The sequence below is a fragment of the Agrobacterium bohemicum genome (assembly GCF_001562555.1).
Taxonomy (GTDB): Bacteria; Pseudomonadota; Alphaproteobacteria; order Rhizobiales; family Rhizobiaceae; genus Agrobacterium; species Agrobacterium bohemicum.
This window is the reverse complement of sequence record NZ_KQ961034.1, coordinates 35562-50454: the sequence shown is the minus strand read 5'-3', so window position 1 is coordinate 50454 and position 14893 is coordinate 35562. Positions and strand designations below refer to the sequence as shown.

The 14893-nt window shown below is 56.6% G+C and carries 17 protein-coding genes; 6 read left to right on the top strand and 11 right to left on the bottom strand.

Translation table 11 applies throughout. The features are described from left to right. Window positions 1-31 precede the first annotated feature (31 nt). Complete coding sequence (gloA, locus tag ATO67_RS18170; RefSeq protein WP_067652552.1) at window positions 32-472, bottom strand: lactoylglutathione lyase; 441 nt, start codon at window positions 470-472, stop codon at window positions 32-34. A gap of 187 nt (window positions 473-659) precedes the next feature. Between gloA and ATO67_RS18165 the strand changes: the two genes are divergently transcribed. Beyond that, window positions 660-1238, top strand: a complete 579-nt coding sequence (locus ATO67_RS18165; protein WP_067652549.1) for a cold-shock protein — start codon at window positions 660-662, stop codon at window positions 1236-1238. Continuing rightward, the gene (locus tag ATO67_RS18160; protein ID WP_067652547.1) at window positions 1238-1726 is read left to right on the top strand and encodes a DUF192 domain-containing protein; all 489 of its coding nucleotides are present in this window, start codon (window positions 1238-1240) and stop codon (window positions 1724-1726) included. Before ATO67_RS18165 ends, ATO67_RS18160 begins: the two co-directional genes overlap by 1 nt. 41 nt (window positions 1727-1767) lie before the next feature. Here ATO67_RS18160 and ATO67_RS18155 read toward each other — a convergent pair whose 3' ends face one another. Next, on the bottom strand, window positions 1768-2016 hold the full coding sequence (locus ATO67_RS18155; RefSeq protein ID WP_067652545.1) for a BON domain-containing protein: 249 nt from the start codon (window positions 2014-2016) through the stop codon (window positions 1768-1770). Window positions 2017-2205: 189 nt separating this feature from the next. Between ATO67_RS18155 and ATO67_RS18150 the strand changes: the two genes are divergently transcribed. Continuing rightward, window positions 2206-2475 carry a DUF982 domain-containing protein gene (locus ATO67_RS18150; RefSeq protein WP_067652541.1) on the top strand — a complete coding sequence of 90 codons (270 nt, stop codon included), beginning with the start codon at window positions 2206-2208 and terminating at the stop codon, window positions 2473-2475. Window positions 2476-2694: 219 nt separating this feature from the next. Here the strand turns inward: ATO67_RS18150 and ATO67_RS18145 are convergent, their stop codons facing one another. The 6 genes from ATO67_RS18145 to ATO67_RS18125 form a co-directional block, all read right to left on the bottom strand. After that, entirely contained in the window at window positions 2695-4506 is a 1812-nt protein-coding gene (locus ATO67_RS18145) for a TniQ family protein (RefSeq protein ID WP_067652539.1), read from the bottom strand. Further along, on the bottom strand, window positions 4506-5492 hold the full coding sequence (locus tag ATO67_RS18140; protein WP_067652535.1) for a TniB family NTP-binding protein: 987 nt from the start codon (window positions 5490-5492) through the stop codon (window positions 4506-4508). Before ATO67_RS18140 ends, ATO67_RS18145 begins: the two co-directional genes overlap by 1 nt. A gap of 2 nt (window positions 5493-5494) precedes the next feature. Beyond that, the gene (locus tag ATO67_RS18135) at window positions 5495-7291 is read right to left on the bottom strand and encodes a transposase (protein WP_245304028.1); all 1797 of its coding nucleotides are present in this window, start codon (window positions 7289-7291) and stop codon (window positions 5495-5497) included. Then, window positions 7234-7728 (bottom strand): hypothetical protein, encoded by a 495-nt coding sequence (locus tag ATO67_RS23535; protein WP_245304027.1) that lies wholly within the window; start codon window positions 7726-7728, stop codon window positions 7234-7236. Before ATO67_RS23535 ends, ATO67_RS18135 begins: the two co-directional genes overlap by 58 nt. Window positions 7729-7776: 48 nt before the next feature. After that, window positions 7777-8367, bottom strand: coding sequence for a hypothetical protein (locus ATO67_RS18130; protein WP_245304026.1), 591 nt, complete (start codon window positions 8365-8367; stop codon window positions 7777-7779). Between the two features lie 85 nt (window positions 8368-8452). Continuing rightward, on the bottom strand, window positions 8453-8635 hold the full coding sequence (locus tag ATO67_RS18125) for a hypothetical protein (RefSeq protein ID WP_158667370.1): 183 nt from the start codon (window positions 8633-8635) through the stop codon (window positions 8453-8455). 560 nt (window positions 8636-9195) lie between these two features. On the opposite strand from ATO67_RS18125, the gene ATO67_RS18120 reads away from it, so the two are divergent. Both ATO67_RS18120 and ATO67_RS18115 read left to right on the top strand, forming a co-directional pair. Next, the gene (locus ATO67_RS18120) at window positions 9196-9849 is read left to right on the top strand and encodes a hypothetical protein (protein ID WP_067652529.1); all 654 of its coding nucleotides are present in this window, start codon (window positions 9196-9198) and stop codon (window positions 9847-9849) included. A gap of 82 nt (window positions 9850-9931) precedes the next feature. Next, on the top strand, window positions 9932-10312 hold the full coding sequence (locus ATO67_RS18115) for a hypothetical protein (RefSeq protein WP_067652527.1): 381 nt from the start codon (window positions 9932-9934) through the stop codon (window positions 10310-10312). Between the two features lie 341 nt (window positions 10313-10653). Here the strand turns inward: ATO67_RS18115 and ATO67_RS18110 are convergent, their stop codons facing one another. The 3 genes from ATO67_RS18110 to ATO67_RS18100 all read right to left on the bottom strand — a co-directional run bounded on the left by ATO67_RS18110 (window position 10654) and on the right by ATO67_RS18100 (window position 14366). Continuing rightward, the gene (locus tag ATO67_RS18110; RefSeq protein WP_067652525.1) at window positions 10654-12075 is read right to left on the bottom strand and encodes a DUF1254 domain-containing protein; all 1422 of its coding nucleotides are present in this window, start codon (window positions 12073-12075) and stop codon (window positions 10654-10656) included. Between the two features lie 72 nt (window positions 12076-12147). Then, a complete protein-coding gene (locus ATO67_RS18105) occupies window positions 12148-13548 on the bottom strand; it encodes a DUF1254 domain-containing protein (RefSeq protein WP_067652523.1) in 1401 nt (466 codons plus the stop codon). 23 nt (window positions 13549-13571) lie between these two features. Beyond that, window positions 13572-14366, bottom strand: coding sequence for a hypothetical protein (locus tag ATO67_RS18100; protein WP_067652521.1), 795 nt, complete (start codon window positions 14364-14366; stop codon window positions 13572-13574). A gap of 177 nt (window positions 14367-14543) precedes the next feature. On the opposite strand from ATO67_RS18100, the gene ATO67_RS18095 reads away from it, so the two are divergent. Then, a complete protein-coding gene (locus ATO67_RS18095; protein WP_067652519.1) occupies window positions 14544-14843 on the top strand; it encodes a hypothetical protein in 300 nt (99 codons plus the stop codon). Window positions 14844-14893: the final 50 nt, after the last annotated feature.

Below are 14893 nucleotides of genomic sequence, written 5' to 3'. Positions count from 1 at the left end.
TGTTTGCCCCCCTTAAAGAGGGAGAATCACCTTACCAGGAGCCGGTATTCTCCATGGATATCCACGGTTCGGCTGGTGCAAGGCTTGCGCCTTTCTGCAATATCTCGATGGAGATGCCATCTGGCGAGCGCACAAATGCCATATGTCCGTCACGCGGAGGACGGTTGATGACGACGCCGCTTTCGTGAAGTTTGGCACAGGTCTCATAGATATCATCGACCTCATAGGCAAGATGGCCAAAGTTGCGGCCACCCGCATAGTCTTCCGCGTCCCAATTATATGTCAGCTCAAGGCACGGCGCCTTGTTGTCGCGGGCTGACGCAACATCATCGGTTGCAGCCAGAAAAACGAGGGTGAAGCGGCCTTTTTCATTTTCGATGCGGCGGACTTCTTCCAGGCCAAAGACTGTCCCATAAAAATGCAGGGATTTTTCGAGGTCCTTTACCCGAACCATAGTGTGCAGATATCGCATGTACTTCTCCTTCTCGTTTTAATCTTGCCGTTACGGCAGGTAAGTCAGCCCTGAGCAAGCCCAAAGACATAAAAGCAGGTGGATAAATCAAAAACTAGGGCTTGCGCGAAACCGTTACCAAGATGTTAATCTATCTTCAGGGAATCAGTTGACCGTAATGGTGCGTGCGTAGAGGGGCTGGGTGGAAATGTCGGACAGAACGTCGTCGAAAAGCGTTGTCGATTTCGAAGATTTTTCGGGCGATGCAGTCGACCTGATCGAAATCACCGGTGTTGTGAAATGGTTTGACGTAGCCAAGGGTTTCGGCTTCATCGTACCTGATAACGGCCTGCAGGATGTTCTTCTACACGTCTCCTGCCTGCGCCGCGATGGCTACCAGACAATTCTCGAGGGCACACGCATCGTGGCGCTCATCCAGCGTCGGGATCGCGGTTACCAGACCTTCCGTGTTCTTTCCATGGACCAGTCGACAGCGGTTCACCCATCGCAGCTGCCACCCGTCCGAACCCACGTGCAGGTAACGCCGTCCAGTGGACTGGAACGTGCCATCGTAAAATGGTTCAATCGCACCAAGGGCTTCGGCTTTCTCACACGCGGGGAAGGCACGGAGGACATTTTTATCCATATGGAAACGCTCCGCCGCTTCGGGTTGGCGGAGTTGCGCCCGGGCCAGGTCGTTCTCGTGCGTTTCGGCGATGGCGATAAAGGATTGATGGCCGCAGAAATCCATCCGGATAATCCTACCCCTATCGGAATGGCGCACTGATGATCGGAAATCTGCTGTCCAGAAACATCGTGAGTGCAGTTGCTGCGCTCACGTTTTTTGTTGCGGCTATCACGCCGCTTTCGGCAGAGGAAACTTTCTCCTCGGAACCACTAACGATTCAGACCTTAGATGGCAAGAAACACGAATTCACCGTCGAACTCGCGACGACGGATGCTCAGCGTCAGCAAGGACTGATGCACAGGAAGTCGATGGGCCAAACCAACGGCATGCTGTTCGATTTCAAGATGGATCGCGAAGTAACGATGTGGATGAGAAACACGCTCATTCCGCTCGACATGCTGTTCATTTCCAAAGCTGGAAAGATCGAACATATCCACGCAGGTGCGGTTCCGCACTCCGAATCAATCATCAGTTCGCGTGGTGCGGTGCGTTACGTTCTGGAACTGAACGGGGGATCAGCGAAGAGTTTTGGGATTAAAACCGGCGACACGGTTCGCAGCGCACAGATTGGGAATATCAACCAATAGTGCTTGGCCGGGCGTCCGCCGCCCGGCATCAAAACGTCACCTCAGTAGCAAGGCTCGACGTGGCTCAGAATTCGGCAATTCGAAATAGAAGAAGCGAGATTGATAGCAATATCAATGGCTTCTACAGAATCAGCTGTGCCTTCAAGATAGATCACATCGTTCTCGACCGATGCCGAAATACTCGACTTCTCGAGGCCCGACTCGAATGCCAGAGCTGACGTTATCGCCTGGCAAACACCGGCCATACGATCGCCAAAAAAGCTTTCCTGTATTCCAGACATATTGAACATTATCGGATCTCCTCGGTTGTTAGTATACAACGTCTAAGTCGTATTTTCGTTCATCTCCGGTTCATTTATTCGTTCATCTTCCATTCATCTTGGAAAAAAGGAACCCCTAACCCGTTCACTTTTTTCGTGAACGGGAACTAATGCGTGAATTTCGGGTTCGTGAGGAGAACTATGGGAAGGAGGAACCCCATGCTAATTCATAGAACAGAACCCTGCCACCACGCCGAGTGGATCAAGCCTGTCGCGATCCATTTGCCACTTTGTGCGGCGCTGGAAATCTACAGCCCGTTGATCGCTCTGGATATGCTCATGTACCGCTGGCCCAACGACCACGGCCCGGAATACACACAGGCGAGACAAAACTGCCTTGATGCATTAGTGGGCAAATGTGATCTGGAAACAGCGCGCGAATCATTCATGATCGCAAGCAATCACGCCCATGTGCTGAACGTTCATTGACGTTCCAGATTTCGGGCTTTTATCACGACTGATTACGCGGTTTTGGTTTGTCCATCTTCGCGTAATTTGCACTGAAAAGATTGACGAATTTTAAGTGCTCCTGAAAACATCGGGTCATTCTGCTGCGTTTGAACTGGGCACATTTAGGATTCGGACATAAAAAAAACCCGCCGGAGCGGGTTTCGAGCTGGGAAATCATACTCGGCTTTGGGGTCGACGTTACCCGATTTGGGAGAGGTCCGACTTGCGGTAAAAGCGCGCAATGAAACCTGTCGGCTCAAAAATCGGCGCGATCCCAGCTAAGTCGAGTTCATTTTTGATCGTTGCTCTATAGCCTTGCCTCGACCTGGCAATTTGGGACAGAGAGACATAATATCTTTCGAAGTCTAGAACAGACTGGCGTTCAACCAGTTTGACTGTTTTACCTGTTTCACGACGGGCGCTTCTGACGTGCAGGTAGCCAAGTTCAATCAGCAAGCTAACCGTAGCGGTGGTTGTCCCGAGAACACGCTCGACTTCTTTCGTTCGCATCCAGTGTTCATCACCACCGGCCATGGGGCTTACATCAGGTTTGAAACCATCATGGTCAACGCGAATCCGGGAGAAGAACGGCTCATCTCCCTGCTGCAGGTAAGACCTGACGGTTCCGCTGAAGATCATGGACGCTACGTGTTGGAAAGAGAGGTGCCAAGCCTGACAGGCTTCAACGATGGAAATCGTTCCGTCGTGGGTCTGCACCGCGGTCATGTTTGCGCCGAACTTGCGCTCAAAACCTCTCAGGTCAGCCTCGCGGATTCGCGTGTAAGGGCGAGTATCGTCTGAGCGTTTTTCAACACATTCGATGATATTCAGTTTCAAGACATCATCCATCCTGGCCTCGGTCAGGCCAAGGACGACTGCCGCCTCCTTGCTTGTAAGGGTTTCCGATGCCGCTCTTAGAATCTGCGCACCCAAAGTTGCATCGAAATACGCTTGAGACGTCGGAAGGTCATGCTGGAACCCTGGAATATTCTCTTGGATCAACGCCTTGATCCGATCCTTGTGCATCCCGAAGTCCGCATGCGCGGTATTCACACAATATAGATGGCGAACCTCTACAGGTTTAAAGATTGTCTCACCTGGGCCAAACGGCATATTTCGCTCGAGAATATCTTGGATCAAGTCGGCAATCGGTACGTAAACCGCCTTCGAGAGGTTGCGGCGGAGCCATCGTGTCATGGGTCCAAGCACAGTCTCGACCCGCCGTTTGTTAGGTGGGTTTTGCTTGATCACATCAGAAATCAACGCACGGATCGCGGGCTCTCCTTTGGACGCGAGCAGGAAACCCCATTCATTTACGCTTCTGCCTTCAGGCATTTGATCCCGGATATCGTGGAGAACCAAGAAATCACCCAGGTAGCGTGAGAACTCGGCAGCCACGTGGACGTCGAGCGCGTCCAGGAAGCTGGCTCCGCCGTCCTTGAACACCCGCTCGCGAAGGTATCGGTCGAGCGCCGGCTGTCGCCTTGGGAGGGGCGCCGCAGCCACCCCCTCGATATGTGCAATGTTGTCTCGTACAAATCGAGGAAAGTCGTGGATATCATCCTCGGAATCCACCGACACCTCGAGTAACGCGCAATCGTGCACGTGGCACCCTTCGATCCCTCGTACGCTCCACCACGCTCGGCGATACGCGCGGGACACCAGACGTCCCGACATCATTCTTCTATCCTCGAGGATGCAACATGCGCAGAATCGGTGCGTCCGACCAGGTCGCATGTCCTTGCTCAGGGTCGCTCGACCCATCTGCCAATTGCCACCCGCCCCGGAACCCACGACCGCCAGTGTCTTAAGGCATGACACGGCGACGCCCGACCAATCGCTGACCATCGACAGTGCGTCGGCCTCACCTTGAACGATGGCCTTTGCGGTCACATCCGTATGACCGAGGAACGACCGCAATGACGCAAATCCGTTCGCTGCGGCAAGACGGGCGACGAAATCGATTGCAGTCTCGTCGGCGTAATGGTCGAGGATTACAGGCAGAACCATCACTCACGTCCCTTCTTTTCAGGGGTCCACAGATCGGCGACAGAGTTCGCGGGATCGATTTCACTCCATCGGGCCGCGGCGTAGATGTTGTCGCTCGGCAGGCACCCGCTGGTACGTGAGTAGTTGAAGACGAAAGCGCGCAGATCGACGGTGTCCTTGCCCTTGCTCCTAGCCAGGGAGCACGCCCCTTGGATTGCCGTAACGATCTCGCCGAAGCAGCCGCTGTTAGCCCAGCACAGCCGCCCGAGGAAATCATCGGTGCGGAGTTCGTCGGGAAGCACCAGGCCGAATTTGGCTTCGACGATGTCGGTAAGAATTCGCTGGATGTCCGCCCGGTTCTTGGGCAGGCTCAAAGGTACGAAGCGCATGATCATCGAGCGGTTCTTAACCTGGCCGTCGCCGCCCTTCAGCAAATCTGCTAGGTCCGGCACTCCCGAAAAGATAAGATGCAATGGCCAGTCGGCGATCTGCATCAGAGACTTGATGCGGTCCTGAACATCGAGGATCGCCTTGCTGCTCGTGTGACGGCGTAGATGCTGGGCTTCGTCAACGTGCAGGTAGATGATCCCGCGCTCACGGAACTGGGTCTTCACAGTCGCATAGAGTTCGGCTTCCGTCTGCCTCGCCTTCGACGGAACTCCGATGGCATCGAGGATCGCCACTGCGAAATCCTTCGGCCCACAGGGCTTGGGTGCCTCCAGGCTCAGAAGCGGACGCACCTCCTCGCCATATTCGTTCACCTGCGGCTGGAATTCGGGCATATGGAGGAAATGGTGCTCCAACGCCGTCGACTTTCCGGTGCCCGATCCACCCAACAGGAACAGGGCGCGCCGTCGCGAGCCGACACCGCGACGGCAAAGTTCGACGTTGTCGACCATCTCCCGCAGCAGAGGCATCAACATCTTGTCGCCCGGATTTTCGATGTAGTCGTAAACGTCCGGCTTCTTGCCGCCGTTGTCTTCAACTCCGATGTTCATGGCAACCATATTCAGTACTCCTCGTAATAGTTGTCGGTCGTATCGACAGATGCAGTCTCTTCGGCTGGCGTTTTCGCGACGATGGCGACCTCGCGCTTCTTCTTCCTCGCGTCCCTCTCGCGCTCGGCGTGGAACGATGGCACTGCGGTGGTCGGGGCGATAGAACCGTCGCGGAGCGGGTCGTCTGGAAGCGCGAACGACGACGTTACGGAGGGGGTGTCAGCCGACTGCACTGCCTTCCAGGCACCGAACAGCTCGGACTCGGCAACCTTGTAATGTTCCGCGGTGAAGTTACGCGGTGTCAGATTGGCGCGAAGCGCCGCCGCTACCCCGGTCTCGCGGAGGCGATTGATGGCGCGGTACATCGCCGCCAGTCCCGCCTCCGCTTCGGATGCGTGCTGGGCACGAATTTCGCGTCGCGCCACAATCCATTCCGCGAGGGAAAGATCGCGTCCGATACCGACGAGGTTTTTCACGACAAACCAGCCCTTGTCGCCGCGAACCGCGATGTGCTCCAGGTTTTCGGGATCGGCCTTGATCTCGTACTCCATCTGGTCAACCTTCGTCCGCTGGCGGTGAAGCTCCTCGTTGCCGTACGGAATTCCCATGAACGGGATACCGTACTGGCCGATGTGCCGTTTGAACTTTACGCCGAAGATGTGGAGCATCTGCTCCGGGTCCTGGCTCGGAAACTCGATCCCGTCCTCCTGAACAGCTCGCGTCCAGGCATTGTGCGGCGTACCGCCACCAAGGCCGCTGTGGGGCTTGTTGTGGTAGATGTCGCAGATGGCGAAGGTGAAGAGACGGATCATCTCGTCGACCTGCAGGCTGATCTGGTGCTCGGGATTGTAGTCGCCCTTTTCGGCAACCGAACCGAAGGTCCTGCCCGTGAAGTACGCCGCGATCAGTGGGCCGATCGAATGGAACAGGCTTTCGATGAAGGGACGCGCCTTGGGATTTCCGGCCTGGGGACGATTAAAGGTAATCTTGGCGGCACGCATGATGCCCTCCACCACCTCGTTGGCGAACTCCTTGCCGTTGTCACTGAAAATGTCACGAGGCTGGACCAATCCGATCCAGGGTGTTTCGGCCCCGACGAAATCGGAGATGTGGCGCTTGTCGGACATGATCATGCGGATGGCCGCAGCCGCCGAAACCGCGTTGGGATTCAAGCTCGCACGAAACGCCAGGATGTAGCGCGTGGCCACGTCGATCGCCGCCACGAACCAGATACGCTTGCCGACGACAGCCTCCTTGTAAGAAGACGGCAGGATGTCCCACATCCCGGTTTCGACGAACAAGGTCATGAGATCGACGTTCCAGAAGTCGATCTCGATACGCTCACCCACCAAAGCATTGATGCCGCGCTTGACCATCCCGAACCGCTTGAGCGCCGAGGCGCGTCCGTGACGGCCGTCCCATTTATCAAACGCGTCGAACCTGGAAATAATCGATTCGAACTTGTGTCTGGTGACCTTCAGGAGCGGCACGGTTCGCTCGGCGTTCACCTTTGCAAGCGCGGCGACGTAATCGCGGTAGGACTGAGCCATCGAGGGCTTCCGGTCCGTCATGTAGTTCAGCGCCTCTTTATGGGCGAACGCCACCGAGTCCGCGTCCACCTTTCGCATGTGCAAGCCCGGTCCATGGTGACGATGGACGATACCGAGGACATCTCCACCACAGGCGTGGTAACGCTTGTAGTCTCGACGGAACGTCTTGATGGATGGCTTGGGGAAGGCCTCAACCACGATCATCTCATCGGCGCGCGGACCATCTTCATTGGTGACCGCGTCGTCGAGGCCCAGCATTTCGCAGAGGATTTCCTTCCGCCAGGCGCTGAGCTTATCGTCGAATTCCTTTTCGACCAGCGGGGCTTCTTGCCGAGCACACGGCGCTCGGCATCGAAGCGCTCGATGAGCTTCTCACGGAACAGCGCCAGCGGCCGACGCTTTCCGGTGATACTGTCGATCGTCGTGTCTTCACCAAAGATCGCCCGCAGTCGCTGGTTTTCCGGTGCGTTGTAGCCGTGGCGAATCTTCGCGGCACCGCTCACGAGCCTCGTGTAGACATCTCCGTGCGAGATGAACTGTTCGTCGTTCACGTTCGTCTCGTTGCTGAACGTCCAGCCGTCCACGTCCCGTTTCTTGGGCTTCCAGTTGACCTCGCCTTCGCTGAAGCGATCGGCATGGCGCATCTTGACGATGGCGTGGTTGAAGACTTTAGGCATGATAAGGTCGGTCGGCATCGCAGGCTCCTTTGTTGGGCGATCAGCAGTCGGGTGATGTGTGTGGGGTTATCGGCGGACCGTCAGCATGGTGAGGTCGTCGATTCTAGCGGGTGTCTCCGTCAGGACGACGCGATCGTCGATCAAGAGCAAAATTGCGGTCCGTCGCTTGGCTCGGTCCTCGCACCCTCGGAGAAGTTCCCCGAAGCGAAACCGCCCGTGGAACTTCTGTACGTCCTCGTAGGCTCGGTCGTACTCGGCATCGATACGCATGCGACGAGCGCGCATGATGCGTTCAGCGTTCTCGTAGGCACCGTATGTCGCCTCGCGCTCGGTCATAAGGTGGATGTCGTGCACCGCGCCTGGCGTCGTCGAGCCGTTCCGGTTCTTGCGAAGAAAGCCTTCCGCCTTGATACGCTTCAAAAGGTCCGCCATCACATCCGACTTGCGGGCGTGCTTCACCGCAATGGCGACGGTCTCGTCGTTGTCGAATACAACGCAGAAGTCGCAGACGTGTTCGCGCATGACTCCGTCGGCATCACGGTACAGAAGCACCGGGTACTGGGAGTAGATGGCCTTGATGTCTTTGCGGAGCTGGAGGACCTTCGACACCCGGCGTTCGAGATCGCTCTCGTGATAGACGACGACGTCGTTGAACACCGAGAAGCCACGAAGGGTTTTAGCGTGGGTGGCTGGCGGCTTTCGAACAGCGCGTTCGGCTACCGGCTCGTTCCAGAAGATAGTTTCAGGCGTCGTTCCTACGACGATTCCGCGTTATTCCGCTTTCCCCGGCATCGGCTGTGCCGTTTTCCGAGAGGCGGTTGGCATGCCCAAATGTACGCGGGTTCTTGATCGCGGGCATGCTCAGAAAGCCGAGGCCCGCTTTTTGAAGCGCGATGTGTTTGGAAACCTGACGTGCAAAATGCATGGAGCGCTCCTTGGGCGTGAACATATCGACGACATACGGTGGTTATCCAGACGGTTTCCCGTCGGATCGATCACTTTGCTCGTATGCCTATCAAGTTCATGCCTGGCTCCTTCGGTCAGTCCTTTCTCAATACGGAAAAATTCAGCCGTGCATAGTCCGTCAGGGCTCAACCGAGACATTTCGTGCCCCGGATTGGTGCACATTCGTGAAGCATGGTTAACAATAGTCTGACGAAACATCAGCGTTGTCGGTATCCTCGTTGCACGGCGGGCGGAGAAAGCCGCGTGGTCCCACCCGGCCACAATGTCCCGTCCACCCGATGTCCACGCGAATACATCGTGTTCAGTTCCGTGGAGAACACGCGACACTAAGGAACCTCGCCAGAGTAGCGCGGCACTGGTCAGCGTTGTCCGATGCCTGTGATCCTGACCATACCGTCGCCACACTAAGATGAGTGGCGTGGTTCGATCGCTTCGACTATTCACACGAGCTAAGGAAAATCAGGTATTTGACTGGCTGTCGCCGATGAACTTAAATAGATTTAAATTAGGAGACAACGAATGCCAGCCGACAGGAAACTTGACAAACAAACGATCGAAGATGCTTTCGATGCGATCGCGGAAATGGCATCGCAACGCGGAATCGTGTTGGACATGGCCGTTTACGGTGGATCGTGCCTCGTTCTGGCTTCAGACATTCGTGCGGCATCCGAGGACGTCGATGCCGTCTATCTCAATCATCAAGAACAGGCGAGGAAGATCGTAGATTCCGTCACTCGGCGCAAGCGTCTGCCTGATGGATGGATGAACCAGGCAGCTAAGCAATTCGCCCCACCCCGCGGGAACCCTCAACCGCACCTTCTTCAATTTCAGGATTATCCAAGAGATGGATCGGCTCTAGGGCTACGGATTTTTACACCAGCGCCTGAGTACCTACTGGCGATGAAGGTGCTTGCCAACCGCGCACCTGACGACGACAAAAACCTAACCGACTCTACGGATGCAGTGGCGCTCATGAAGCTCACGGGGATCAATACCTACGAGAAGATTGTTGATCTCATGGAGCAGTGCTATCCTAATATTCCGGGAATCGTGCTTCCAACCGTGTCCGGACGAATGAGCGCGAAGATAAAGGGTCTTGTAGATGAGTATAATGGTGCCAATTCAGCAAGTCCGACCTGGATCGCTGGCCGCGGCCGTCCACTCGCACCTTGAGACGGGTAGCGAGTTTCGTTACCACCTTGCTAGTTTCCTTGATGGGTTTTATCTCGATCCTTCCAGTCGGCGGAGGCGGGATATGCTCTTTGATGCACCCGACTTGACGGGTGACGAACGTTTCGACGCACTCGTCGGCGCAATTGGCGAACATCTCTCCCGCAGGTGGAGGCTAGGTCCAGCACCTAGCTGGACAGACCAACCCGCACGCTTCCTCAGAATGCCATGGTTCTTGGGCTCGGAGCGCATGAAGCCGTTCTTTCTTGTCGAAAGCCCAAGCGCTTATCGGCGCAGGTTCATCTTTACGGAAATGGAGCCGCTTCGGCGAGCACGCATGCCGCGTGACGCGATGTGGTGGTACGCGGAAGAAATTCGCACGGGCATGACCCCGCTCGCGGATGAAGTCGTTCCGACCGAACTCGAAGAAGACTCTCCAAATACGGCGTATCGATTGGCGATGTGAAATCGGTTCATCTAATGCTGATTTTAAGCGCCCGCGGGCAGTGGCAGTTGCTACAAAAACAAAGAAAATCCTCGGCCCCCAAAATACCCCTGAGTGGGACAATCCCGGAGATTCTATTCGGCCTAGCCCGCTGGTCAAGATCATGGAAGCTCTCGGTATCGACAATGCCGATTTGGCCTCCGAGGCACTCGAGGATTACCGTCTTATAGACGCGCTTATCGACGAGATTCAGGTACACTGACTGAATTTTCGAGAGTTACTTCGGGCACCCGCTTGATCCGCATCATGCGGCGTTCACGGTCGATGAACCTTCCGATGCTGTCGAATGTTCTTGCCAGGCGCTAAGGCTGAAGCGCGATATCGGGTAAAGCCCAGCTCTTGTCGAAGAACTTCTCGGTTGGCCCGTACCACCGAAAATATGCAAACCAGCCACGATCCGGCAATGTCCTGACCCAGTTGACGTCGTTTTCCGGCGGCTTCGGTCCGAAATGTACGTCAATCGATCCATCGGCGTTAGGCACGAGTTTGTCGAGACTGGAGACACCCGCCTTCATCGTCTCGGTCTTGATCATCGACCTTGTCATCGCGTCGTAGACGGTGACTGCCCAGAACTCCTTGGCCGGGACATCCGCGGGAACGTGGAGCGTGTATGACCTGCTGCCATTCAGCCATTCGCCGCTCTTGTCCTTTGCCGCGCTCATATACTGCGAGCCGGCGTTCGGTATCTGCTTTATCATCCCGTCGGCCACCGTGATCGCTTCGAAAGTATAGTCCGTGCGCTCGTCGAGTTCGGCGTATCCCGCCGCTTCCTGGTCAGGCCTGAGGGTCAGCACCCACTCCCAATGGGTTCCAGGATAGGAAGAGGCGTTTGCCAAGCGAGGAGCCATGCTCGTTGTCTGCGCCATGAGGAAGCCGACCTGCGCAGCATCCGTCAGGATAGCCTTCTGTCGGGTGTCCGGTGCGAACGGCTTTCCCTTTTCAAAGCCAAGTGGTTTGAGCATCGCGTGGAAGAAGCGGTCGCGGTCTTCGACCGTCTCCTTGTTCAAGACAGCCGAGAGCAGGTTCCAGTAGTCGAAACCGCCTGGGGGAATGGAAGCCATTGGCTTGCTTCCGGCTTTGATCACCCTCGTCTCCGGTGGCTTGTCCGCATTGGACAGCGGATAGACCTTCAGGCCCGCCAACGTGTCAATAGCAGTCTGGATGTCGCCGTTCTTGACGAAGGACCGACCGATGAAAAAGTTCTGGTTGGTTTTCGACCGCGCGGGAAGATATCCGTCCGGAATTGCCCCCGTATAGCCGGGAGGCAGAAGCAGGAACTTTCCGCCCTTTCCCTTGTCGGGGCCGAACGGTCCGACCTCTACGACGGGACGTTGCCAGAAGTCGTCAATGACACCGTAGACACCGACGGGTGATTCGATCACCACAGGTCCGTCACGCCCGAGGTCGGTGAAGATGCCCGCGTAGATAGTCGTGTTGTTTCCGGTCAGCGCGCCGACGGCGGGGGTGGTATATCCATCGACCAGTCCGACATCATTGTAATCAACGCCCCAGTCGCGCTTGTTGGCCACCCGAAGCGCTTCCATCGAGACAATCGGGGTGGCCCAGATATATGCCTGGGACGCACGTTGGAAGTCGATCTCGTCGTATATCTTCCGGACGGATTCCGCATCCGGGTAACCGCCCCGCAGTTCTATCCGACCTATGCGGGTTTCGATTGGCCCGTTAAGAGACCCGCTGTCCTGTGCGGACGCGGGTCCCGCCATAAGAAAAGTTAAGCACGACGCTAGTAGCCTTGTGGTCGACATGTTGTTCCCTCTATCGTTTTATATCGGACGTTACTTGGCGACCGGTCCCACATCCGGAAGAACCCACGTCTTGTCGAACAAGGCTTTCGTGGGGGCGTACAGGCGGAACATCAGCTCGAACTCCCGTTTCGGATCAGTCGGTATCCAGTTGGCTTCCTTGCCTTCCGGAGCTTTCGGTCCGACGAAGATGGAAACCGTGCCGTCGGCGTTCTTCTCGAGGTCGGCGATCTGCGAGGACCTGCTGGCGCGGTCCACGTTCCGGATCAGCGCGTGGGTCTGGCGGTCATACGCCGTCAGCGACCAGTATTGCTGCACCGGGACATCCGCGGGAACGTTTAGCTCGTAGGTCTTTCCGCCGTCGAAGCTGTTTCCGTCCTTATCCTTGATGGATATCAGATAGAACTGCCCTGTCCCCATCCGCTTCAATCCGACGAACGCGTAACTGTATGCAACGCCCCTTAGATCGACAGGGTACGACTCGGCTTCATCGTAGCCCGCCTGGGCGCTCTTCACGAGTTCGGGACTCCCGGCGAAGTTCCAACGGCTGCCGTCGTAGAACGGGATTTGTCCGCTTTCGTATCTGCCCTCGAGCCACTCCTGCCCCTCTTTCACGCCTGCTTCCAAGTGCGTCGTGACGGACGCCGAGGGCAAGAACGCCTCGCCTTTTTCGATGCCGAGGGACTTTAGCTGGTCGATCATGGCCTTGTCCCGCGCGAGCCAGGGTTCGCTCTGGACGACGCGATCCAAGGACCGGAAGAAACTCGCGTCGTATTTGATGGTGGAATCGAACACGACACCCCCGGCATCGGTGAAGACAGTCTCCGGAGGGCTGGCCGCCTGTGACAACGGATAGACTTTGATCTGCTTGGCATAGGCGACCGACTTTGTGACGTCGGCATCCGAGTGACTGGCAAGGTTAGACCGCAGCAGCGCGTAACCGCCGAAGGTGTCGGACTGCAGCGGGATATAGCCCTCGGGCACCTGGTCCTTGTAGCCGGGCGGCAGGACGAGATATTTTCCGCCTTTGCCCTGGTCGGCCCCAGACAAGCCTGCGTCCTCCAGGGCCATCTGCCAGACGTTGACGATATTGCCGTTAAGGGAACCGCCTTCTGCAGGAGGAACCTCGATGACGACGGGACCTTCCTTCGTGTCGGTGAAAGCCATTAGATAGATCGCGTCGGGATTGGGTGTCAGCGTCTGGTTGTGCCAGTCGAGAGGTTTGGACCAGTAAAGAACCTGGTTGGGTTTTCCTTCCGTTTTGGTCAACATTTCCTGGAGCATAAGGTCGTAGTTGACTGCGGGAATCCCCCAGATGACTGCTTCGACCGCCCTCCGCTCGATCGTTCGGGAAGCGAGTTCTTCAGGAGTGTACGATGCCGCGACTCCTGCGGTAGAGCAAAGCAGGAAAGCGGCCAGTGCGAACTTGTGCATTGAAATCTCCGATGTCTTATCTGTCAGCGACCGACAGGGAACTGAAAATTGATGCCTGCGAAAATCTGCCAGCGCGGCGCACCACCGCCTTCGCTCCAGACGGTGTATTGGGGCTCAATGAAAGCGTTCAGCGTCACCCCCTTGTCGAGCTGAAAGACCTTGCCGATGCCGGCGCCGATCGGAACGTAAGACGCGCCGCTCTCGAGATTGAAGTTCCAGGTCGCGGACGATCGCAGATACCATCCGTCCGAAAGGTTCACGTTGAGGATCGGCTGGAAGGTGAACAGGTTCACGTCCTCGCGCTCGTCGGACCCGGCGAAGGATGTCTGATAGGTGACGAGGCCACCGAGCAGTCCCCACTTCTGCGGAGCGACGACGATGCCCGCACCGCCGACCTGCCATTTCCCGCTTCCGAGAGAATCGTCCGTCGCGGTCGGCAGAACGACCAGAGGTCCCGCGCCGAAGGTCACGTCACCCTTTTTCGGGAGGATAAAGATGTCCATCAGCGTCAGATCGCCGAGACCCGCGACATAGCCGGACGGGACATCGGGCGATGTCGCGATGGGAAGCGTGAACCGCAGAAGCTGGGGCGTGCCGAACATGTCGGAGGGAACCAGTCCCCTTAACAGGAACTGGTTGGCGTGCGGGTCGCCCGGCGTGTCGACGAAGGACGGGATGAAGTAGTCCTGCAGATTGATGGTGATTTTCGGGGTCAGGGGATTGTTCGCATCGTTGACGGATTCGTGTGCTTCCTGTCCACGCGCGGCTGACGCGAACGCCAGCGCAAGCGCCGTGGCTCCTACAAGTTCTCGTCGCATTGATGCCTCCGTTTTCAGGGCAATGCACCATGAACTTCCATCGAAGAATAGGTTGTAACGGTTACATCAAGACAGGCCTTTTCGCTGTTACAGTAACACTGTCGCGTTTCGGCTCGGAGCGTGGACGATATAGAGGAGTGATCGATACCGTCACTTTCGAACGGGAGCACCGACGATATGGGGTCCTCCATAAACCGGGCCCGACGCGGCCTTTTCAAGCTGATGATGCGGCTGCCGTCACGACGTGACGAACTCCGTATACTATGGCCGCAAGACGACCCATTCGTCGCTCTGTGCGAAGCCTACGACGACGCGACGGACACACTGGAACGTCTCGTCGTACGACCGTTGCCCGGTGAATTCGGCTTGGTGGCGGAATATCAGGCAGTCTGCAGGGACCTCGAGACGGACGTGGAACAGCGCTGCCGCGCAGCAAGGTTGCAACCACGCTCTGAAACTCCCGGCTCAGACACATAGATATCGAAACGCTAGGTCATATTTCGCAGTTGCCCAGCAGATGAAAAATT